This is a genomic window from Myxococcales bacterium, assembly GCA_016717005.1.
GTDB lineage: Bacteria > Myxococcota_A > Polyangia > Haliangiales > Haliangiaceae > UBA2376.
On sequence record JADJUF010000001.1, the window covers coordinates 708,640 to 729,586 of the forward strand.

Here is a 20,947-nt window from a genome sequence, read left to right on the forward strand (position 1 = left end):
CCCGACGACGCGGGGCGGGCGCGGCCCGCTACTGCTCGGTCAGCGGGCCGTAGGCGTCGGGGCGCCGGTCGCGGAAGAACTGCCAGGTGCGGCGGACCTCCTCGATCAGATCGAGGTCGAGCTCGGCCACGACCAGCTCGTCATCGTCCTCGGAGCCGCACGCGATGATCTCGCCGCGCGGGTTCACGAAGTACGAGTTGCCGTAGAACTTGCCGACGTTCCACGGCGCCTCGGTGCCGACCCGGTTGATCGCGCCGACGTAGTAGCCGTTGGCGATCGCGTGGGCCGGCTGCTCGATCTTCCACAGGTGCTGCGACAGCCCGGCCACGGTCGCCGACGGGTTGTAGACGATCTCGGCGCCGGCGAGGCCCAGCGCGCGCGCGCCCTCGGGGAAGTGGCGGTCGTAGCAGATGTACGCGCCGATCGTCGCGTACCGGGTCTTGAACACCGGGTAGCCCAGGTTGCCCGGGCGGAAGAAGTACTTCTCCCAGAAGCCCGAGGTCTGCGGGATGTGGGTCTTGCGGTACTTGCCGAGGTAGCTGCCGTCGGCGTCGATGATCGCGGCGGTGTTGTAGTAGATGCCGGCCTGCTCGCGCTCGTAGATCGGCAGCACGATCGCCATCTGGTACTGCCGGGCGATGCCGCTCATCAGCTCGGTCAGCGGCCCTGGGCACGGCTCGGCGGCGTCGTACCAGCGCCGGTCCTGGCCGGGGCAGAAGTACGGGCCGTTGAAGATCTCCTGCAGGCAGAGGATCTGGACGCCCTGCTTGCCGGCGTCGTGGATCATCGGCAGGTGCTTCTCGAGCATCGCCGCCTGGATCTCGGCGACCGGCCGGGACTCGTCGTTGATCGGGTTGCTGGCCTGGATCAGGCCGGAGATGACTTTGCGCGCCATGCAGGTTCCCCCTCGAGCGTTGGTGCGGTGGGGCGCCATCTTACCCCTGAGCGCGGCCCGGGCGCGGGGGCGGCAACGTGCCGGGGCGACACGGGGCGGGGTCGAACCGGGCCGGCCGGTGGGCGACTGCGATGGGCGGGGATTACACACGAGGCGGCCGGCCGAGCGCCTCGTCGCCGAGCCGACGCCTGACCGGGCCCCGGGCCAGGTCCCCAGCGCGCGGCCTAGGCGGACGCCGGCCAGGGACGCACGGCCGCCGGCGCGGCGTCGCGTCCAGGCCGCGCCGGCCAGGACCATCACGATCGTCGAGCGCGCCAGCGCGGTCATGCTGCGGCGCTCAGTCCGTGACCAGCGTCGCGGTCTCCTTGGAGATGTCGCCCTTCCAGGTCTCGGCGTCGCGGTTCGAGCGGCCGCGCGCGGCCTCCTTGGCGTCGCGCGCCGACTTCTGCCGATCGACGAGGTCGTGGTGGGTCGTGAAGTACGGCAGGCTCTTGCCCTGGAACTCGCGGATGTTCGCGAAGCTGTGATCGGTCATGAACTTCGCCAGCTCGTCCTTGAGCTGGGCGATGATCTCGTAGCCGCGCAGCATCGCGCCGGTGCAGACCTGGACCGTCGACGCGCCCAGCAGCATGAACTGCGCGGCGTCGGCGCCGGTCTCGATGCCGCCCATGCCGCTGATCTCGACGCCGGGGTTGGCGCGCGCGACCTCCATGACCTGGCGCAGCGCGATCGGGCGCACGCACTGGCCCGAGTAGCCGCCGGGCACGCTGTGGCCCTCGACGGTCGGCGTCGGCCGCAGCGTCTTCATGTCGATGCCGCTGACCGAGAGGATCGTGTTGATCATCGCGATGCCGTCGGCGCCGGCGCGCAGGGCCGAGGCGGCCGGCACGGTCGGGTTGCCGACGTTGGGCGTCATCTTGGCCCACACCGGGATGGTCGAGACCTCCTTCACCCAGCCGACGACCTCCTCGACGATGTCGGGGTTCTCGCCCATCGCCATGCCCATCTTGCGCTCGGGCAGGCCGTGCGGGCACGACAGGTTCATCTCGAAGCCGTCGACGCCGGTCAGCTGGACCTCGCGCACGATCTGCTGCCAGGCCTCCTTGCGGTACTCCTCCATGATCGAGGCGATCAGGATCTTGTTCGGGTAGTTCTTCTTGAGCTGCTTGAGGTCGTCGAGCCAGTCCTCGTACGGCCGATCGCTGATCAGCTCGATGTTCTGGAAGCCGATCACCTCGTCGCTGCCCTTGGCGCGGACCTTGGCGTAGCGCGGCGCGGTGTTGATGACCTTGCTGGCGTCGAGCGAGAAGGTCTTGCAGACCATGCCGCCCCAGCCGAGGTCGTAGGACCGAGCGATGACCTTGCCGTTGGTGCCGGGCGGGCCCGATCCGAGCAGGAACGGGTTGTCGAAGTTCATGCCGTTGACGGTGATGGACAGGTCGGCCACGTGATCCCCCGGGGTCGGTGCAGCGTGAGTGGCGCAGCCGACGACCGGCGCGCGCTGGAACTTCGTGGGTAACACGCCTCGCGAAGGCCGTTCAACTGGCAACGCCGCCGTGATAGACCCGCGCCCATGACCACCGAGACCATCATCCCGCACTGGATCGACGGCCAGGCCGACCCGCGGCCCAGCGAGCGCCACGGCGACGTGTTCAACCCCGCGACCGGCGCGGTGCAGGCCCGGGTCGCGCTCGCCACGCCGGCGGTGGTCGATCAGGCGGTGGCCTCGGCCAAGGCCGCGGCCGCGACCTGGACCAGCGCGTCGTTGGCCAAGCGCACCAAGGTCATGTTCGCGTTCCGCGAGCTGGTCGATCGCCACAAGGTCGAGATCGCCGCGATCCTCACCCGCGAGCACGGCAAGGTGCCGTCGGACGCGCTGGGCGAGGTCAACCGCGGCCTCGAGGTCATCGAGTTCGCGTGCGGCATCGCCCAGCTCCAGAAGGGCGAGCTGTCCGAGAACGTCTCGACCGAGGTCGACAGCTACTCGATCCGCCAGCCGCTGGGCGTCGTCGCCGGCATCACGCCGTTCAACTTCCCGGCGATGGTGCCGATGTGGATGTTCCCGATCGCGATCGCGTGCGGCAACACGTTCGTGCTCAAGCCGTCAGAGCGCGACCCGTCGGCCGCCAACTTCTGCGCCGAGCTGCTGCGCGACGCCGGCCTGCCGCCGGGCGTGTTCACCGTGGTCCACGGTGACAAGGTGGCCGTGGATCGCCTGCTCGAGCACCCCGACGTCGCCGCGGTGTCGTTCGTCGGCTCGACGCCGATCGCCCGCTACATCTACGAGACCGGCACCCGGCACGGCAAGCGGGTGCAGGCGCTGGGCGGCGCCAAGAACCACATGATCGTGCTGCCCGACGCCGACATGGACCTGGCCGCCGACGCCGCGGTCGGGGCCGGCTACGGCTCGGCCGGCGAGCGGTGCATGGCGATCTCGATGGTGGTCGCGGTCGGCGGCGCCGCCGACAAGCTCATCCCCAAGATGCTCGAGCGCATCGCCAAGCTCAAGACCGGCCCCGGCTCGGACCCGACGTCCGAGATGGGCCCGCTGATCACCCGCGTGCACCGCGACAAGGTCGCCGGCTACGTCGACGCCGGCGTCGCCGACGGCGCGGCGCTCCTGGCCGACGGCCGCGGGCTCAAGGTGCCCGGCCACGAGGACGGGTTCTTCCTCGGCCCGTGCCTGTTCGATCAGGTCAAGCCGTCGATGTCGATCTACCAGGACGAGATCTTCGGCCCGGTGCTGGGCGTGACCCGCGTCGACACCTACGATCAGGCGCTCGCGCTGGTCAACGGCAGCGTCTACGCCAACGGCGTGGCGCTGTTCACCAACGACGGCGGCGCCGCCCGCAAGTTCCAGCACGAGGTCGAGGTCGGCATGGTCGGCATCAACGTGCCCATCCCGGTGCCGATGTCCTACTACTCGTTCGGCGGCTGGAAGGCGTCGCTGTTCGGCGACCTGCACATGTACGGCACCGACGGCGTGCGCTTCTACACCCGCGGCAAGGTCATCACCAGCCGCTGGCCCGACCCGCGCCACCGCGGCGTCGACCTCGGGTTCCCGCAGAACCGCTGACCGCGGGACGGGCGACGCGGTCGTTGCGTTTGGCAACGTCGCGCGACCGCGCGGCTCAGCGCCGCCGCCGTCGTCCGCCCGATCACGGCGCGACCATTGGCCGCGGCGCGCGCACGCCGGTTGCATCGTGCGCGTCGGTGCGGCTCGCCATCGTCGCTCTCGCGCTGGTGCCAGGACTCGCGGCGTGTCCCGCCGCCCAGGATCCGGTAGTCCCGGCCGACGCGCGCCCCGACGATGGCGACGCCGCGCCGCTGCCGTTCCTGCCGCCCCGGGGCGCGACCTGGGCGCCCGACGGCGCGGCCGTGCACTTCCGGGTCGCGTCCGAGCGGGCCACCCGGGTCGAGCTGTGGATCTACGACGCGCCGCGATCGGCGCCGGCGCGGCTGCGCGTGGCGATGGCGCGCGGCGTCGACGGTGACTGGGCCGCGCAGGTCACCGCCGCCGAGCTGATCGCGGCCGGGGTCACGACGATCCATTACGGCTACCGGGCGTGGGGCCCGAGCTGGACCTACGATCCGGCCTGGACCCCGGGCAGCGACCTGGGCTTCGTCGCGCGGGTCACCGCCGACGGCGACCGCATGAACCCCAACAAGCTGCTGCTCGATCCGTACGCGCGCGAGGTCAGCCACGATCCCATCACGCCCGGCTCGCTCGACGGCACCGCCTACCGCACCGACGACGCCGCCCGCGCGCTCGACAGCGGGCCGATCGCGCCCAAGGGCCTGGTGCTGCCGCGTGGCGCGCTCGCCGACGGCGATCTCGGCCCGCGCCCGACCCGGGCCCTGGCCGACGACGTGATCTACGAGGTCCACCTGCGCGGCCTGACCGCCGCCGATCCGACGCTCGGCTGCGCCGGCACCTACGCCGGGGCCGCGGCCCGCGCCGCCGAGCTGGCCGCGCTCGGCGTCACCGCGGTCGAGTTCCTGCCGGTGCAGGAGACCGGCAACGACGCCAACGACGTCGACCCGAGCAGCGCCGGCGGCGACAACTACTGGGGCTACTCGACCCTGGCGTTCTTCGCGCCGGACCGACGCTACGCGTGCGACCGCACGCCGGGCGGCCCGACCCGCGAGTGGCGGGCGATGGTCCGCAGCTTCCACGCCGCCGGGCTCAAGGTGCTCATCGACGTGGTCTACAACCACACCGCCGAGGGCGGCGGCGGCTCGCTCTTGTCGCTGCGCGGGCTCGACAACGCCGCCTACTACCAGCTGTCGACCAGCGGCACCGGCTTCCAGGACAACACCGGCATCGGCGCCAACACCAACGCGCGCCACCCGCTGTTCCGCGACCTCGTGATCGACTCGCTCGCCGCGTGGCACCGCGACCTCGGCGTCGACGGCTTCCGCTTCGATCTCGCGCCGGTGCTGGCCAACGGCTGCGACCGCGGCTGCTACCGCTGGGACCCCGGCGATCCCGACGGGGTCCTGCGCCGCGCGGTCGCCGAGCTGCCGGCCCGCCCCGCCGACGGCGGCGCCGGCGTCGATCTGATCGCCGAGCCCTGGGCGATCGGCGCCGGCACCTACCAGGTCGGGCGCTTCCCGGCCGGCTGGTCCGAGTGGAACGACCAGTACCGCGACCTGGTGCGCCAGGACGTCAACCTGGTCGACGTCGTCGACGTCACCCTGGGCGGCCTGGCCGATCGCCTGGTCGGCTCGCCCGGCCTGTTCCGCGCCGGCGGGCGCCCGCCGGCGGCGTCGGTGAACTTCATCGTCGCCCACGACGGCTTCACGCTGGCCGACGTGCACGCGTGCACGGCCAAGCGCAACGACCAGGCGTGGCCGTACGGGCCGTCGAACGGCGGCACCGACGCCAACTACGCCTGGGACTTCGGCGGCGACGCCGCGCGCCAGCGCCAGGCCGCGCGCACGAGCCTCGCGCTCTTGATGCTGTCGGCCGGCGTGCCGATGATGGTCGGCGGCGACGAGGCGCTGCACAGCCAGCGTTGCAACAACAACCCCTACAACCTCGACTCGGTCGCGACCTGGCTAGCCCCCGCCGCGGCCAGCGCGCAGCCGGCGTTCCACACCTTCACCGCCCGCCTGCTGGCGTTCCGCGGCGCGCACCCGGCCCTGCGCCGCCGCGCCTGGCACGACGGCACGTCGCTGGCGTGGCTCGGCACCGACGGCCTGCCGCTGCCCGATCCGTTCTTCCACGATCCCGGCGTGCACTTCCTGGCGTGGCGGATCGCCGGCGCGGCCGCGCCCGACGAGCCGGCCCGCTCGATCTACGTCGCGTACAACGGCGCGCCCGCCGCGGTGGCGGCGACCCTGCCCGCGCCCGCCGCCGACGCCGCGTGGTACCGCGCCGCCGACACCGGCGCGTGGATGGAGGACCAGGACAACTTCCACGCCGCCGGCGCCGAGTACCGGATGAACGGCCGCCGCTACGACGTCGCCGCGCGCGCGCTGGCGATCTTCGTCGAGCGCTGACGGTCGGCGACGAGCCCGCGGGGCCTCACGCGGCGTGGCGACGCTCGCCGTCGGCCGCGCGCCCGCGCAGGCCGTGGCGCACGCGATGGTCCGCCTGCACCGCCCGCAGCGCCGCCGCCAGCGCCGCGGCCGACGCCGGCCGGTCGGCCGGATCCTTCTCGAGGCACGTCAGGGCGATCGCGGCCACGTCGGGGTCGGCGTGCGCCGGCAGCGGCCGCGGCGGATCGGCGACGATCGCCAGCAGGTCGTCGCGGACCGAGGCGCCGCCGGCGAACGGCAGCTCGGCGCACAGCATCTCGTAGACCAGCACGCCCAGCGCCCAGACGTCGGTGCGCTCGTCGATCCGGTCGACCGCGACCTGCTCGGGCGCCATCGTGCGCGGCGTGCCGCACATGCCGATCGCCAGCGCGTCGGGATCGTCGGCCTCGGGGTCGAGCGCCTGGGCGATGCCGAAGTCGATCAGCTTGGGGACCAGGCGGCGCTCGTGCCGCGCCAGCACCACGTTCTCGGCCTTGATGTCGCGGTGGACGTAGCCCGCGGCGTGGATCGCCGCGGCCGCGTCGGCCAGCACGATCGCGGTGTCGAGGCACTGCGACGTCATCAGCGGCCCGCGCCGGAGCCGCTGCGCCAGGGTCTCGCCCGCGGCGAGCTCCATCACGTAGTACGGCCGGCCGGCCGGATCGGTCCCGAAGTCGTAGACGTCGAGCAGGTTGGCGTGGCGGATCGAGCCCGCGATGCGGGCCTCGCGCAGGAACAGCGCGCGCGCGGTCTGGTGCTGCGCCAGCGCCGGCAGCAGCCGCTTGATCGCGACCCGGCGCCCCATGACCGTGTGCTCGGCCAGGTACACGCGGGCCATGCCGCCCTCGCCGAGCAGCGCCAGCACGCGGTACGGACCGATCGCCTCGCTCGGCGGCCGCGCCGGCGGCCGGGTGTGGGCGCGCCCGTGGTGCCGCGCAAACGCTCTCGTGGGTTGATCGGCCGGGCCGCTGCAGCCGGTCCAGGTCGCCGTCGAAGATCGCAGGTCCATGGAGGCCCCCTCGCACCGCCAAGGAACCATCGCCGCCGAGGACGGGCAACTTTCTTGGCTGTCGCACGCGCACCCACCGCCGACGACATCGCTACCCGCGCGCGCGCCGCCACAGCCGCGCGAGCACGCGCTCGACCGCGACCATCGCCACGAAGCACAAGAGGCTGTTGGCGATCAGGTACGCGGCCCGCGACGAGAACACCGCGGCCATCGCGGGGTAGACCGTGTGGGTCGTGTTGACGTTGTGGGCCGGATCGGTGAGCGGATGGACCGCGATCATCGCGGCGATGATGAACCCCCACGCCGGGACCGCCACCGGCCCGGGCCACGCCCGCCGCGTCAACCAGCCGCCGCCGAGCACGACCGGCCCGACGTGGGCGGCGATCGACGACGGCAGGATCGTGCCGGTGACGACGACGTCGATCAGCCACACCGGCACGCCGAACGCGAGGTGGAACACGAGCGCGCCCGCCACCACCCGCGGCCAGCCGGCGATCAGGCCGACCACCATCGCCGACGTGGCGACGTGGCACAGCGCCAGCATCTCGTCGTAGTGCCCGGGCCCCAGCGACCACGCGCGCGCGGCCAGCGCCGAGATCAGCAGCGCCGCCGCGATCAGCCGCGGCGCCACGGGGTGCTGCTCGTCCGGCACCGCCCGACTCTACAGCGCCGATGGCATTTCCGCGCCGGTGGCTGGACGTCACCCGGGCGCGCGTGGTGCCGTCATCCATGCCCGAGTCGGCCAGCGAGATCTTCCGCGACGGGTTCGGTGAGTTCCGGGAGTTCGTCAACCCGCTGATCGCCGAGCGCGCCCGCCTGGCCCGCGAGCCGATCCAGTTCGTCGCGGTCAAGGACGGCGTCCTGCACGACCGCGACGACCAGGCCTACGAGGACTTCCACGGCACCCAGATGCTGGGCCACCGCAACCGCGTCGTCGCCGACGCGATCCGCGGTTTCCTCGACAGCGATCGCCCCAACTGGTTCCCGTCGCGCGTGAACCCGTGGGCCGGACGCCTGGCGCGGCGGCTGTGCGAGCGCACCGGCTACTCGAACGCGTTCTTCGGCATGTCGGGCGCCGACGCGGTCGAGGCCGCGCTCAAGCTCGCGCGCGCCGCGACCGGCAAGCCGCGCATCATCGCGCTGACCGGCGGCTACCACGGCTGCACGTTCGGCGCGGTGGCGATGATGCACGCCGGACCGCTGCGCGATCCGTTCGGTCCGCACCTGCCCGGGGTCGACAAGGTCGCCTTCGACGACGTCGCCGGCCTGACCGCGGCGATGGCGGCCGGCGACGTGTGCGCGGTCGTCGTCGAGCCGATCCAGGGCGAGGGCGGCGTGCGGGCGCTGTCGCCCGAGATGATCGCCGCCGCGTGCGCGCTGACGAGCCAGCACGGCGCGCTGCTGGTGGCCGACGAGGTCCAGACCGCGCTCGGGCGCTCGGGCCACTTCCTCGCCAGCGCCGGCTGGCCGCGCCAGCCCGACGTCGCGCTCCTGGCCAAGACCCTCGGCGGCGGGCTGGTCCCGATCTCGGTGATGCTGACCCACCGCGCGATCTTCGAGCGCGCCTACGGCCAGAACTTCTTCATCGGCGAGTCGCACAACACCACGTTCGGCTACAACGGCCTGTCGTGCGTGGCCGCGCTCGCGACGCTCGACCTGCTCACCGACGAGCTGATCGCCGACGTCGCCCGCCGCGGCGTCGAGTTCCGCGCCCGGCTGACCGAGGCGCTGGCGACCTGCCCGCTGTTCGTCGAGACCCGCGGCGCCGGCTTCATGATCGGCGTCCAGCTCCGGCAGCCGTCGCACCCGTGGCTGTCGTTCGAGCACTTCGGCATGCCCGAGCTGGCGCACCTGCCGACGATCGGGCCGCTCCTGTGCTATCGCCTGTACCGACGCGGCTTCTTCGCGTTCGTGTGCGGCCACGACTGGAGCATCCTGCGGCTGCAGCCCCGGTTCGACATCCCCGACGAGCGCCTCGCCGCGTTCGCCACCGCCTGCCGCGAGGAGCTCGACGTGCTCGATCAGCTGAGCTGACCTCGCGGACGCGCGGTCACGCGCCGGCGCGCGCGGCCAGCAGGGCCTCGGCCCGGCGCAGATCGCTGGGGTCGTCGATCTCGATCGAGCCGCAGTCGGCGACGTCGACCGCGTAGAACTCGGCCGCGCCGGTCGAGGCCAGGCGGTGGTACGAGTGGTCGTAGTACTCGTGGGTGATGCCCTCGGCCACGAACCGATCGTAGTCGTCGAACACCAGGCGTCCGACCTCGGCGCTCAGCATCGCGACGCCGACGTACTCGCCGATCGAGGCCTTGGGATCGAGCGTCTTCGACAGCGCCGTCACCCGCAGCTCGGCGTCGACGATCGCCTTCATGGCCTCGTCGTCGGGCTCGGGCTTGATCTCGATCGCCAGCGCCGCCGGCCGGTCGGCGGCGATCAGCCGCGGGATGACCTGCTCGTCGAACAGCACGTCGCCCTCGAGCTGGATGAACGGCGAGCCGATCAGCACCTCGCGCGCGACCGCGAGCGAGTTCCAGCTGTTCCAGTCGAACCAGTGCGGGTTGAAGACCAGCTTGCAGCGCAGGCCCTCGGCCCGCATCAGCGCCTCGACCATGTCCTCGCGGTAGCCGGTGACGATGACGACGTCGCGATCGGGGATGCCGGCCTGCGCGAGCCGCTCGAGGGTCCGCAAGATCAACGGCCGGCCGGCCACCTGCACCATCGGCTTGGGACAGTTGTCGGTCAGCGGCGCCAGGCGCGTACCTCGTCCGGCGGCCAAGATCACGGCTTTCATCGCGACGACATTGCCCGGTCGCACCGGCGACGGTCAAGTCGCGCGATCGTCGCCGCGCGCGGGCTCGCCGACGAACCGCGATCAGCGGCGGCGCACGTCCCGTCGCTGCCGGCGGGTCCAGGGCCGCGCGGCGGCGCGCGACCGACGCCAGCTCGCCCAGCGCGGTGGCCGGTCAGGACCGCGAGGCCGCGCGGCGACGCGCGACCGGCGCCAGCTCGCCCAGCGCCGTGGCGGGTCAGGACCGCGCGGCGGCGCGGCGGCGCGCGACCGGCGCCAGCTCGCCCAGCGCCGTGGCCGGTCAGGACCGCGAGGCCGCGCGTCGGCTTGCGACCGGCGCCAGCGCGCCCAGCACGGTGGCGGGTCAGGACCGCGAGGCGGCGCGGCGGCGCGCGACCGGCGCCAGCTCGCCCAGCACGGTCGCGAAGCAGCGCAGGAACCGATCGAGGGTCTCGCTCGACAGGATCCCCATGTTGGCGACCTGGAAGTAGCTGCCCTGCATCGGCGCCTTGCAGTCGTAGATGACGAAGCCGTGGGCCCGCATCGCGCCGTCGAGATCGGCGAACGTGAGCTCGTCGGGCAGGCTGACCGTCACGACGCTGTGCGACTCGTGGCCGGTGTGCGTGAACGCGCGCAGCCCCATGGCCGCGAACGCCTCGCGCAGCGTGCGGTTGCGGGTCGCGTACATCGCGAGGCGGGCCTCGTGGCCGTCCTCGAGGAACTCGTCGACCGCGGCCTCGAGGCCGTAGACCAGCCCGACCGCCGGGGTGAACGGCGTCTGCGAGCTGTCGTTGAGGTACTTCTTGTAGCGGCGCAGGTCGAGGTAGAACGACCGCGGCTTGATGCCCGCGGACTTGGTCCACGCCCGCGGCGCCACCGACACGAACGCTAGCCCGGCGGCGCCGTGCAGGCACTTGTTGGCCGACGACCAGCACACGTCGACGTGATCGCGCACGACGTCGAGATCCTCGGCGCCGAGCGACGACACCGCGTCGACCAGGAGCAGCTTGTCGTGGTGGTGGCAGATCGCGCCGATCGCGGCGACCGGGTTGAGCAGGCCGACCGAGGTCTCGTGGTGGACGAGCACGACCACCTCGATCTCGGGGTGCGCGACGAACGCGGCCTCGACGTCGGCGGCCAGGACCACCTCGCCGTAGCCGTAGCGGACGTGGACGAGGTTGAGCTCGTGGAGCCGGCAGATCTCGGCGATGCGCTCACCGAACGCGCCGTTGTCGAGCACGAGCACCTTCTTGTCCGCGGGGACGAAGCTGGCGATCGAGGCCTCCATCGCGGAGGTGCCCGAGCCGGTCAGGACCAGCACGTCGTGCTCGAACTCGTCGGCGGGCTGCGACGGGCTGAACACCCGGCCGAGCTTGGTGACCAGCCGGCCGAAGTCGATGCCGAACTCCGACGTGCGGTGGCAGACGTCGTGGTGGATGACCGCCGCCTTGACGCGGCTCGACGTGTTGCACGGCCCTGGGTTCAGCAGCGTATGCCCGCTGGACGAGAAGGTCTCCGCGAACGGCTGGTTGACGCTACGGAGCCTGGTCACGGGCGGGGTGGCTGCAATCGACACGCCCCCCGATCGAGGGGATCGTCAGGCGCACAACCTACCGAGATCACGTACCCGTCGCGACCACTCCGACGAACATCTGTCACACGGCTGTTCACTCTTCGACACCTGCGCACTGAACCGGCGAGCAGCCGCGAGGTGAATCGGACTCATTCTGTCGCGCCGGGCCTCAGCCTTCGGCCCGGGCCTTCGGCCGCAGTTTGGGGCTCGCGCCCCAGCCCCGGACCTCAGGCCGCCGCCCCGGGCTCGCGCCCCAGCTCCGGCTCTCAGGCCGCAGCCCGGGCCTCGCGCCGCATGCGGACGATCTTGAAGTGGGTCGGGATCACGATGATGACCGTGACCACCGCACCCGCGGCCAGGCCGACCGCGAGGATCTCCGGCAGGTTGACCAGCGCCAGCACCAGCGCGGCCGCGTCGATGAAGTCACGGCGCACGATCTGGCTGGCCCAGTCGGCGATGACCCGGCCGATCGAGCGCTGCGTGGTCTCGCCCTGGCCGGGGCCGATGCCCAGGACGTTGGTGTAGTCCTGGTTGTTCGACGACTTGATGACGAAGATGCAGTACCAGTAGATCAGGCCGAGCGTGAGCAAGGTCGCGCCGATGACGGCGCCGGTGATCGCGTGGATGGGCAGGTCGGGGTAGCGCGGCGCGATGTGCATCCCGACCGCGAGGATCAGCGCCAGCCGCGACATGTCGTCGCCGATGGCGTCGAGCCAGCCGCCCAGGGTCGAGCCCTCGAGCCGCAGGCGCGCGACCTCGCCGTCGTTGCAGTCGATGATCCCGCCGGCGACCAGCATCGCCATGCCGATCACGTGGCTCTGCCAGTCGGCGCGGGTGCCGATGACGCAGCCGACGATCGACAGCGCCGTCGACAGCACGGTGATCATGTTGGGCGACAACGGCGTGCGCAGGAACATCCGCGTCAGCGGCTTGGAGATGACCCGGTAGAAGTAGACCGTCAGGAACGAGTCGAGCTTCTTGTTGACGAGCTCCCACTGCCACGCGTCGGCGCCGCGCAGATCGTCCTTGGTCCGGCCCGGGTGCCGGGCGCGATCGTTGACCTCGACCTGCTCGGCCGTGGCCGCCAGGGTCGTGGCGATCGTCACGCCGCGATCGTCGAGGTCGGCGGTCAGCGCGTCCCAGACCGCGGTGGCCTCGGCGCCGTCGGCGCGCAGCGCCGAGACGTAGGCGCCGGCGCGGTAGGCCAGGCGGGTGCCGGGCTCGGTCAGGCGCAGCGGATCGATCAGCTGCGCGGCGACGACGTGGTCGCTGGCGTCGAGCACGACCAGCGGCGCGTCGGCGGCCGCGGCGCGGGCGCGGGCGAGGTCCGCGGCGGCGCGCACGACGTGGACGCGGTCGGCGGGGACGCCGGCGCGCACGGCGACGCGGCGGCCGCGCTCGGCCAGGGTCAGGCCGGTGACGTAGTTGTCGGCCGCCGGGCCGAGGGCCAGCACGACGCAGATGGGGCTCGAGGTCGGGGCGGACACGCGCCCACTGAGTAAACGATGGACGCGGCGGAGTCAAAGCCCGCGGCGGTCGGGCGTCGAAACCGTCACGTCCACCGGAACACCCGCAGGCCGAGCGCGAACGAGCCGACGCCCCACGCCGCCAGGATCGCGAGGTCGGGCCCGACCGCGACCAGGGACGCGCCCTCGGTCGTGACCGCGCGCAGGGCGTCGGCGAGCGCGGTCAGCGGCAGCGCGCGGATCAGCGGCTGCGCGGCGTCGGGGAACTGGGCCGACGCGAAGAACACGCCCGACGCGATCATCTGCGGCAGCAGGATCAGGTTGTTGAGCCCCTGGATGGTCTCGCCGCTGGCGGTGCGGCTCGCGGCCAGGATCGCCAGGCCCGCGCACGCGAGCGCGCCGACCGCGCCGACCACCGCGACCGCGCCCAGCGACCCGCGCACCTCGACGTCGAACGCCAGGCGCGCGAACCCCAGCATCACCGCGATCACCGCGCCCGCGAGGATCAGGTGGCCGAGCACCAGCGCCAGCAGGTAGCTGGCGCGCGGCATCGGCGTCGCCGCCAGGCGCTTGAGCTGCCGGCGCGCGCGCGCGTCGACGATCGGCGTGCCGACGCCCCACAGGCTGATCGACAGGAGCGTCATGCCGATCAGCCCCGGGATCAGGAAGTCGATGTAGCGCCCGCCCGGCTCGGTCACCAGCTCGTCGACGGCCGCGTCCGCTGCCGCGCGATCGGCCGCGCGATCGAGCGCCGCCGCCACCGCGAGCCGCGCGAGGCGACCGTCCTGCCGGGTCGGATCGAACCGGTACCGCACCGGCGCCCCCGGCCGGACCGTCACCGCCACCCGACCGGCGCGCAGCGCGGCCTCGGCCTCGGCCGGCCCGGCGACGATCGCGCGCACGCCCGGCGTCGCGCCCAGGACCGCGGCGACCTCGGCCGTGGCCGCCGGCTCGGCGCGCTCGATCGCCACGCGGATCGGCGCCGGCCCGCGGGCGCGGAACGCGACGCCCAGGACGATCGCCGTCACCATCGGGATCCCGAAGGTCCAGAACACGTCGACCGGCGCGCGCAGGTACACGCGCACGCGCACCAGGAACAGCTGCCACAGCGGGCTCGGCCGCCGGTCACTCACGCAGGCCTCGCCCGGTCATCGCCACGAACACGTCCTCGAGCGTGGCCTGGTGGCTGACCGGCGCCGCCGGCGCGCGCGCGATCAGCTCGGCCGGCGCCCCGGTCGCGATCACCTTGCCGTGATCGATGATCACCAGCTGATCGCACAGGCGCTCGGCCTCGTCCATGTAGTGGGTCGTCAAGAGCACCGTGCGCCCGCGGCGCTTGAAGCCGTCGACCAGCTCCCACAGCTGGCGCCGGGCCTGGGGATCGAGCCCCGCGGTCGGCTCGTCGAGGAACAGCACCTCGGGATCGCCGACCAGCGCGCACGCCAGGGCCAGGCGCTGCCGCTGCCCGCCCGACAGCCGACCGGCCCAGGTCGCGCGCTGGTCGTCGAGCGCGACCTCGGCCAGCACCTCGGCCGGCGCGCGCCCGCGCCGGTAGAAGCTGCGGAACAAGGTCACGGTCTCGAGCACCGTGAGCCGATCGGCCAGGCGGGTCTCCTGGAGCGCGATGCCGATCCGCGCCCGCAGCGCGGCGGCGTCCCGGTCCCACCGCAGGCCCAGCACCTCGACCTCGCCGGCGGTCGCGGGCGCCAGGCCGCTCACGATCTCCATCGTCGAGGTCTTGCCGGCGCCGTTGGGCCCGAGCAGGCCGAAGCACGTGCCGCGGTCGACGTCGAGGTCGAGCCCGTCGACGGCGGTCACCGCGCCGTAGCGCTTGACCAGCCCGCGGCAACGGATCGCGCTCATCGGTCGTGGGTATCACGACGCGCGACCGAAACCCCACGGCGTCACCGGCAGCGATCCAGCTCGTCGGCGACCTCGCGGACCTTCGGATCGTCGGCGGCGAGCGCGGCCCGGCGCAGGTCCAGGGCCTGGGTCAGCTCGGCCGCCCCGGCGCGGCGCTCGGCCGCGGTGCCGTCGTCGCACAGGAGCTGGCCCAGCAGCAGGTGATCGCCGACGACCACCGGGTGCGCGGGCGCGAGCAGCCGCCGCGACAGGTCGAGGGCGCGGCGCGCCAGCGGCAGCGCCTCGTCGCGGCGCCCGGCCCGGCGCAGCAGCTCGGCCAGGCTGCCGAGGCCCCCGGCCACGTACGGGTGGCTGTCACCGTACAGCTTCTCGAGGATCGCCAGCGACTCGCGCGCGAGCGCGATGGCCTCGTCGAGGCGCCCGAGATCGGCCAGGGCCTTGGACAGCCCGCCGAGGCTGGCGCTGATCGCGGCGTGGCTGGTGCCGTACAGGCGCCGACGCATCTCGAGGGCGCGTCGGTACAGCGGCTCGGCCTCGGCCGGCTTGCCTTGCTGATGCAGCAGCCGCGCCATGTGGTTGAGGCTGTGGGCGACGTCGGGGTGATCGCCGTCGTAGAGCCGCTCGCGCAGCGCCAGCGCGTCGCGGTAGTACGGCTCGGCCTCGTCGAGCCGGCCCTGCTTGCGCAGCGTGTACCCGACCGCGAGCCGGGCCGCGGCGGTGCGCGGGTGGACCTCGCCGACCGCGGCGATCGTCAGCGCGAGGACCTCGCGGGCCCGCGCCTCGGCCGTGACGTGGTCGTCCAGCGCGCTGTCGATCTCGCCGAGCACGTCGAGGGTGGTGGCCACCACCAGCGGCGCGGCGCCCAGCCGACGCTGATCGGCCAGCGCCCGCTCGGCCAGCGCCCGCGCCTCGAGGAACCGCCCCTGATCGAGCGCGACCGTGGCGAGATCGAGCACCGCGGCGGCGGTCGGGAGGGCGTGCGCGCCGGACAACGCCTCGCGCAGCGCCACCGCCTCGCGCGTGACCGCCTCGGCCTCGTCCAGCTCGGACCGCTCGCGCAGGGCGTTGCCGAGCTGCGCGAGGGTCTCGGCGGCCGCGGGCTGGTCGCCGGCGGCGCGATCGAGCGCGAGCGCGTCGCGGAGGACCGCCTCGGCGGCGGCGTAGTCGCCGAGGTTGGTGTGGACCTCGCCGAGCACGCGGTACAGGCGGGCGCGCTCGTCGGGGAGGTCGGCCAGCTCGACGTCGACCCGCTGCTTGCCGCGGGTCAACAGATCGCGCACGGACAGCGGCTCGCCGGCGCGCTCGCCCGGATCGACCGCGGTGAACATCGCGGCCAGCGCGCGCGCGGTCGCCCGGGCGCGCCGGCTCTCGGCGCGGGCGCGGTCGCGCTCGTCGGCCAGCCGGGCGGTGTAGACCACCACCAGCGCGGCCACGACCACGACCGCGAGCCCGGCCACGGCGGTCGCGGCCAGGTGTCGGCGGGCGAGCTTGCCGGCGGCGTACGGCCAGGAGCCCGCGCGCGCGGCCACCGGCCGGTGCTCGCGCAGGTTGCGCAGATCCGCCGCCAGGGCCTCGACCGACCGGTAGCGCGCGTCGGGCGTCGCGGCCAGCGCCGCCCGACAGATCGCCGCCAGATCCGGCGACAGCGTGGCGGCCAGCGCGACCGGGTCGTCGGGCGCGGCGCCCGGGGTCGGGCGCCGGCCGGTCACGAGCTCGTGCAGCACGACGCCGAGCGCGTAGACGTCGGCCGCGGTGGTGCCGTGGGCGCCGGCCACGACCTCGGGCGCCGCGTAGGCCGGGGTCATCGCGAGCGCGAACCGATCGCCACCGTCGGCGCCGAGGGCCCCGGCGATGCCGAAGTCGAGCAGCTTGACGGCGCCGTCGTCGGTCACCAGGATGTTGTCGGGCTTGAGATCGCGGTGGACGGTGAGCTGGGCGTGGGCGTGGGCGACCGCGGCGCAGACGTCCTCGAACAGCGCCAGGCGCGCGCCGACCGACAGGCCGCGCGCGGCCGCGTGCTGATCGAGCGGGACGCCCTCGACGTACTCCATCACCAGGTACGGCAGGCCGGCCGCGGTCACGCCGCCGCCGAACAGCGCCGCGATGTGCGGGTGCCGCAGCCGCGCGAGGATCTGCCGCTCCTCGGCGAACCGGGCCAGCACCGCCGCCGACGACAGCTCGGTCCGGACCAGCTTGATCGCGACCCGCTGCTCGAACGCCCCGTCGGCGCGCTCGGCCAGGTAGACGTCGCCCATGCCGCCGGCGCCGAGCTGCGCGGTCAGCGTGTACTCGCCGACGCGCTCGCCGACGCGGCTGGTGAGCGTCGCGCCCAGGCGCTCGAGCCAGCCCGGCGACAGCACCGGCACGTCCGCGGTCGACCGATCGGCGACGACCAGGGCCTCGACCTCGGCGACCACCGCGGCGTCGACGCCGCGCTCGGCCAGCCAGGCGGCGCGGGCCCCGGCGTCGAGATCGGCGACCTCGTCGAACAGGGCGCGCACCTGGGCGCCGTGGTCGGTCGAGGTCGAGGTCGAGGTCGAGGTCGAGGTCGAGGTCGAGGTCGAGGTCGAGGTCGAGGTCGAGGTCGAGGTCGAGGTCGAGGTCGAGGTCGAGGTCGTCGGTCTCACGCCGGCTCCAGGCGCTGGGTCAGCCACGCCCGCGCGAACCGCCAGTCGCGTCGCACGGTCGGCACCGACACCGCGAGCACCTCGGCGGCCTCCTCGTCGGTGAGGCCCCCGAACAGCTTGTAGACCACCACCCGCGCCGGGCGGTCGTGGTCCACGGCCAGCTCGGTGAGCAGGCGGTCGACCGCGAGCAGCTCGGCCGGGGACGCCGCGGCGCCGGCGTGATCGTCCTCGAACGTGACCAGGCGCTCGCCGCCCCCGCGCTTGGCCGCGGCCCGCGCGACCGCGTGGTTGACCAGGATCCGGCGCATCGCCAGCGCACCGACCGACAGGAAGTGCGCGCGGCTGGCGAAGACCGCCCGGGTCTGGTCGACCAGCTTGACGTAGGCCTCGTGGACCAGCGCGGTCGGGCTGATCGTGTGGTCCGGGCGCTCGCGCGCGAGCTGGGCCCGGGCGATCGCGCGCAGCTGGACGTAGACCAGGGTGAACACCCGGTCGTAGGCCCGGGCGTCACCGCCGGCGAGCTCGCCGAGGAGCTCGGTGACGCCGACGTCATCCGCCATGGGCCGCCAGTATACCGGCTCACCGCTCGACCCAGTAGTTGACCACCTCGAACTGTGGCGCGGCCGGGTTGCCGTAGTTGAAGACGTACGTGAACAGCCCGGCGCTGTAGAGGTGCTCGGCGAAGCTGGCCTCGGCGATGCTGCCGAGGCTGCCGCGGTAGGTGGTCGACGTCGACGTGCCCCACGACAGGCCGGCGCCGACGGTGGCGCCGATGCCGGCCCCGACCCCGACCCCGCCGCCGGTGACCGCCAGCTCGGCCTCGAACGCGATCTCGGCGCCGGCGCGGTAGTCGGTCGCCGACGTGAACACGATCTCGGTCGTGGTCGCGCCCCCGCCCTGCCCGACCGTGATCGCCCGCGCGGCCTTGATGCCCCGCCCCAGCAGGGTCTCGGCCAGCGGCCCCAGCGCCGCGCCGGCGGCGTCGACCAGCTCGCCGAGCGGGCCGAGGTGGGCCAGCCCGCCGGTGTCGATCAGCACGTCGGCGTCGGCCTCGGTCGGGTAGCTGGCCAGGTCGCCCGGGGTGTGGAGGAAGACGTTCGCGCCGACCTGGAAGCTGCCCTCGACCACGCTCCGGTTGTAGAACTCGCGCTCGACCTGGAGCGTGACCGGCCGCCGCGGCAGGTTGACGACGATGCGCTGGCCGACCATCTCCGGATCGGGGTGGGCCACGACCGTGTAGACGTACTGATCGAGCGGGACCGTCGTGAAGATGACCGTGTCCTCGAGCGGGCCGGTGGTGTACTCGACGCTGTCCTCGAGCGTGTAGGCCCGCGCGGCCGAGAACGACGCGGTCGCGGTCACCGAGGCCTTGCCCTCGGCGCCGATGCCGAACAGCGGGTCCTTGGCCTCGAACGACACGAACGTGCTGGCCGAGATCGTGACCTGGCCGTCGACGCCCGCCGAGCTGGCCTGGCTGGTGCCGTACGAGGTGGTGCACGCGGCCAGGTTCTGGCCGATCTCGCGCGCGCACGGCGCGGCCGCGACCGCGGCGATCAGGACCGGCTCGGTGAACACGAACCGGTGCTCGGCGTCGGCGTACTTGAGCACGGCGCCGTCGTGGTCGACGTTGACCGCGGCGATGATCGGGTAGATCCGGGACTGGCTGTTGTAGGACGCGGTGGGCAACGCGGTCATCTCGCGGAACACCGCGGTCTCCGGGTTGGGGCCGTCGAGCCCCCACACGGCGACCCGGTCACGGTGCTGCGCGAAGATCACGACGTCGGCGCGGCCGTCGCCGTTGACGTCGCCGGTGGTGATCGCGGTGGTCGCCGGCGCCAGCGCCGACCCGCCGCGGCCGTCGGGGCCCGCCAGCACCGCGGGATCGATGGCGTACAGCGCGGTGAACGCGCCGGCGCGGAAGTCGTCGAACACCTCGAGGTTGGCGACGACCTCGTCGACGCCGTCGCCGTCGACGTCGGCGGCGCTGACGAAGACGTGCTCGACCGGCAGCTCGACGGTGACCTCGTCGCAGCCGCTCGATGGCACGTACTGGCGGCTCGCGGCGCGCTGGCCGATGATCGCCAGCGGCGCGGGGCTGTCGCCGGCGTCGTCGAGCGCCAGGTAGACGTGCTGGTAGGCCGCGCACGACCGGCCGCTCATCAGCGTCAGCCCGCCGAAGATGATCTCGTCCTTGCCGTCGGCGTCGACGTCGCCGAGCGCGACGTCGGCGACCTGGGCCTCGAAGCTGCCGCCGTCGGTCACGCGGATCGCCTCAGCCGCGGCCAGGACCGCGTGGCCGTGCCCGGCGTCGTCGAGGATGTCGTAGCGGCTGACGTCGTGGCCGTCGCCGCCGCCGTACTCGTTGAGCACGATCACGAGCTCGTCGCCGCCGTCGCGGTCGAGGTTGCCGCTGGCCAGCTCGGTCGACAGCGCGCTCGCGGCCAGCACCGGCGCCAGCGCGTGGGCCGCGCCCGCGACCAGGCCGACCCCGTCGGCGGCGCGGTCGACGAGGACCACCTGGGCCGCGGTCCGCGACGCGACCGCCAGCGCGAGCTCGTCGTCGCCGTCGCCGTCGAAGTCGCCGCGGGTGAGCGCGACGTCGCGCGCGTCGGTCAGGGTCACGAGCGGCCGCGGCCCGGCGCCGCCGAGGATCTCGACGAACACCACGCCCGCGTTGGCCGGGTCGACCGGATCGAGGTAGGCGACGACCAGCTCGTCGACGCCGTCGCCGTCGAGATCGGCGCCGGTCGCGGCCCGGGTGGTGACCCCGCCGGGAGCGTTGGTCCCGGCCGACGGGTGCGGCGAGGTGCCGTCGTGCAGCCACGGCGCGTCGGTCGGCAGCGCGTCGAGCACCGACGCGCCGACCGCGCCGGTGGCGTCGTCGGCCAGCTCGACCACGACGCCGCGGTTGGCGAGCAGGACCGGCGGCCCCGCCGGCGCCGGCGGCGCGATCTGCATGCCGATCAGCAGCATCTCGGCGCTGACGCCGACCGCGCGGGTCGGCCCCAGCGGGCTGTAGTCCCCGGGCAGCGCCGCGCCCTTGACGTCGGCCCGAGGCGCGTCATCGCGGGGGACGCCCAGGCAGTCGAGCGCCTGCTCCTGACTGGTGGCCCCGCAGCGGGGCGGGCCGGCATCGTCGCCGCTGCAGGCGGCCAAGGTGAGCCCGAGGGCCAGGGTCGTGATCATCCGTGCGTGGGTCATGGCGG

15 protein-coding genes are annotated in these 20,947 nt (G+C 73.6%); 3 read left to right on the forward strand and 12 right to left on the reverse strand.

All coding sequences use genetic code 11. The features are described 5' to 3' along the window. Positions 1–28: 28 nt before the first annotated feature. On the reverse strand, positions 29–895 hold the full coding sequence (locus IPL61_03045; protein MBK9030309.1) for an acyltransferase: 867 nt from the start codon (positions 893–895) through the stop codon (positions 29–31). Positions 896–1,232: 337 nt separating this feature from the next. Then, complete coding sequence (gene preA / locus IPL61_03050) at positions 1,233–2,312, reverse strand: NAD-dependent dihydropyrimidine dehydrogenase subunit PreA (GenBank protein ID MBK9030310.1); 1,080 nt, start codon at positions 2,310–2,312, stop codon at positions 1,233–1,235. Positions 2,313–2,468: 156 nt separating this feature from the next. Here preA and IPL61_03055 point away from each other — a divergent pair, with 156 nt between their 5' ends. Then, positions 2,469–3,971 (forward strand): CoA-acylating methylmalonate-semialdehyde dehydrogenase, encoded by a 1,503-nt coding sequence (locus IPL61_03055; protein ID MBK9030311.1) that lies wholly within the window; start codon positions 2,469–2,471, stop codon positions 3,969–3,971. Between the two features lie 137 nt (positions 3,972–4,108). Next, entirely contained in the window at positions 4,109–6,400 is a 2,292-nt protein-coding gene (locus tag IPL61_03060) for a glycogen-debranching protein (protein ID MBK9030312.1), read from the forward strand. 25 nt (positions 6,401–6,425) lie between these two features. Here IPL61_03060 and IPL61_03065 read toward each other — a convergent pair whose 3' ends face one another. After that, positions 6,426–7,427: a serine/threonine protein kinase gene (locus IPL61_03065; GenBank protein MBK9030313.1), complete on the reverse strand. Its 1,002-nt coding sequence runs from the start codon at positions 7,425–7,427 to the stop codon at positions 6,426–6,428. Positions 7,428–7,518: 91 nt separating this feature from the next. After that, positions 7,519–8,079, reverse strand: coding sequence for a hypothetical protein (locus tag IPL61_03070; protein ID MBK9030314.1), 561 nt, complete (start codon positions 8,077–8,079; stop codon positions 7,519–7,521). A gap of 20 nt (positions 8,080–8,099) precedes the next feature. On the opposite strand from IPL61_03070, the gene IPL61_03075 reads away from it, so the two are divergent. Continuing rightward, positions 8,100–9,461: an aspartate aminotransferase family protein gene (locus IPL61_03075; protein ID MBK9030315.1), complete on the forward strand. Its 1,362-nt coding sequence runs from the start codon at positions 8,100–8,102 to the stop codon at positions 9,459–9,461. Positions 9,462–9,477: 16 nt separating this feature from the next. Here the strand turns inward: IPL61_03075 and IPL61_03080 are convergent, their stop codons facing one another. The 8 genes from IPL61_03080 to IPL61_03115 all read right to left on the reverse strand — a co-directional run bounded on the left by IPL61_03080 (position 9,478) and on the right by IPL61_03115 (position 20,942). Continuing rightward, entirely contained in the window at positions 9,478–10,215 is a 738-nt protein-coding gene (locus tag IPL61_03080) for a phosphocholine cytidylyltransferase family protein (protein MBK9030316.1), read from the reverse strand. 361 nt (positions 10,216–10,576) lie between these two features. Continuing rightward, on the reverse strand, positions 10,577–11,764 hold the full coding sequence (locus IPL61_03085) for an alanine--glyoxylate aminotransferase family protein (protein MBK9030317.1): 1,188 nt from the start codon (positions 11,762–11,764) through the stop codon (positions 10,577–10,579). A 287-nt stretch (positions 11,765–12,051) separates the two neighbouring features. Then, positions 12,052–13,272, reverse strand: a complete 1,221-nt coding sequence (locus IPL61_03090) for a CDP-alcohol phosphatidyltransferase family protein (GenBank protein MBK9030318.1) — start codon at positions 13,270–13,272, stop codon at positions 12,052–12,054. A 65-nt stretch (positions 13,273–13,337) separates the two neighbouring features. Continuing rightward, positions 13,338–14,384, reverse strand: coding sequence for an ABC transporter permease (locus tag IPL61_03095; protein ID MBK9030319.1), 1,047 nt, complete (start codon positions 14,382–14,384; stop codon positions 13,338–13,340). Beyond that, positions 14,377–15,114, reverse strand: coding sequence for an ABC transporter ATP-binding protein (locus tag IPL61_03100; GenBank protein MBK9030320.1), 738 nt, complete (start codon positions 15,112–15,114; stop codon positions 14,377–14,379). Before IPL61_03100 ends, IPL61_03095 begins: the two co-directional genes overlap by 8 nt. Positions 15,115–15,155: 41 nt before the next feature. After that, positions 15,156–17,741 (reverse strand): serine/threonine protein kinase, encoded by a 2,586-nt coding sequence (locus tag IPL61_03105; protein ID MBK9030321.1) that lies wholly within the window; start codon positions 17,739–17,741, stop codon positions 15,156–15,158. Continuing rightward, the gene (locus IPL61_03110) at positions 17,738–18,301 is read right to left on the reverse strand and encodes an RNA polymerase subunit sigma (protein MBK9030322.1); all 564 of its coding nucleotides are present in this window, start codon (positions 18,299–18,301) and stop codon (positions 17,738–17,740) included. Before IPL61_03110 ends, IPL61_03105 begins: the two co-directional genes overlap by 4 nt. 19 nt (positions 18,302–18,320) lie before the next feature. After that, positions 18,321–20,942, reverse strand: coding sequence for a VCBS repeat-containing protein (locus tag IPL61_03115; GenBank protein MBK9030323.1), 2,622 nt, complete (start codon positions 20,940–20,942; stop codon positions 18,321–18,323). Positions 20,943–20,947: the final 5 nt, after the last annotated feature.

Coding starts and splice junctions, on each gene's coding strand:
- IPL61_03045 (MBK9030309.1), bottom strand. CDS start 895: ATGGCGCGCAAAGTCATCTCCGGCCTGATCCAGGCCAGCAACCCGATC.
- IPL61_03100 (MBK9030320.1), bottom strand. CDS start 15,114: ATGAGCGCGATCCGTTGCCGCGGGCTGGTCAAGCGCTACGGCGCGGTG.
- IPL61_03110 (MBK9030322.1), bottom strand. CDS start 18,301: ATGGCGGATGACGTCGGCGTCACCGAGCTCCTCGGCGAGCTCGCCGGC.
- IPL61_03065 (MBK9030313.1), bottom strand. CDS start 7,427: ATGGACCTGCGATCTTCGACGGCGACCTGGACCGGCTGCAGCGGCCCG.
- preA (MBK9030310.1), bottom strand. CDS start 2,312: ATGAACTTCGACAACCCGTTCCTGCTCGGATCGGGCCCGCCCGGCACC.
- IPL61_03115 (MBK9030323.1), bottom strand. CDS start 20,942: ATGACCCACGCACGGATGATCACGACCCTGGCCCTCGGGCTCACCTTG.
- IPL61_03055 (MBK9030311.1), top strand. CDS start 2,469: ATGACCACCGAGACCATCATCCCGCACTGGATCGACGGCCAGGCCGAC.
- IPL61_03075 (MBK9030315.1), top strand. CDS start 8,100: ATGGCATTTCCGCGCCGGTGGCTGGACGTCACCCGGGCGCGCGTGGTG.
- IPL61_03080 (MBK9030316.1), bottom strand. CDS start 10,215: ATGAAAGCCGTGATCTTGGCCGCCGGACGAGGTACGCGCCTGGCGCCG.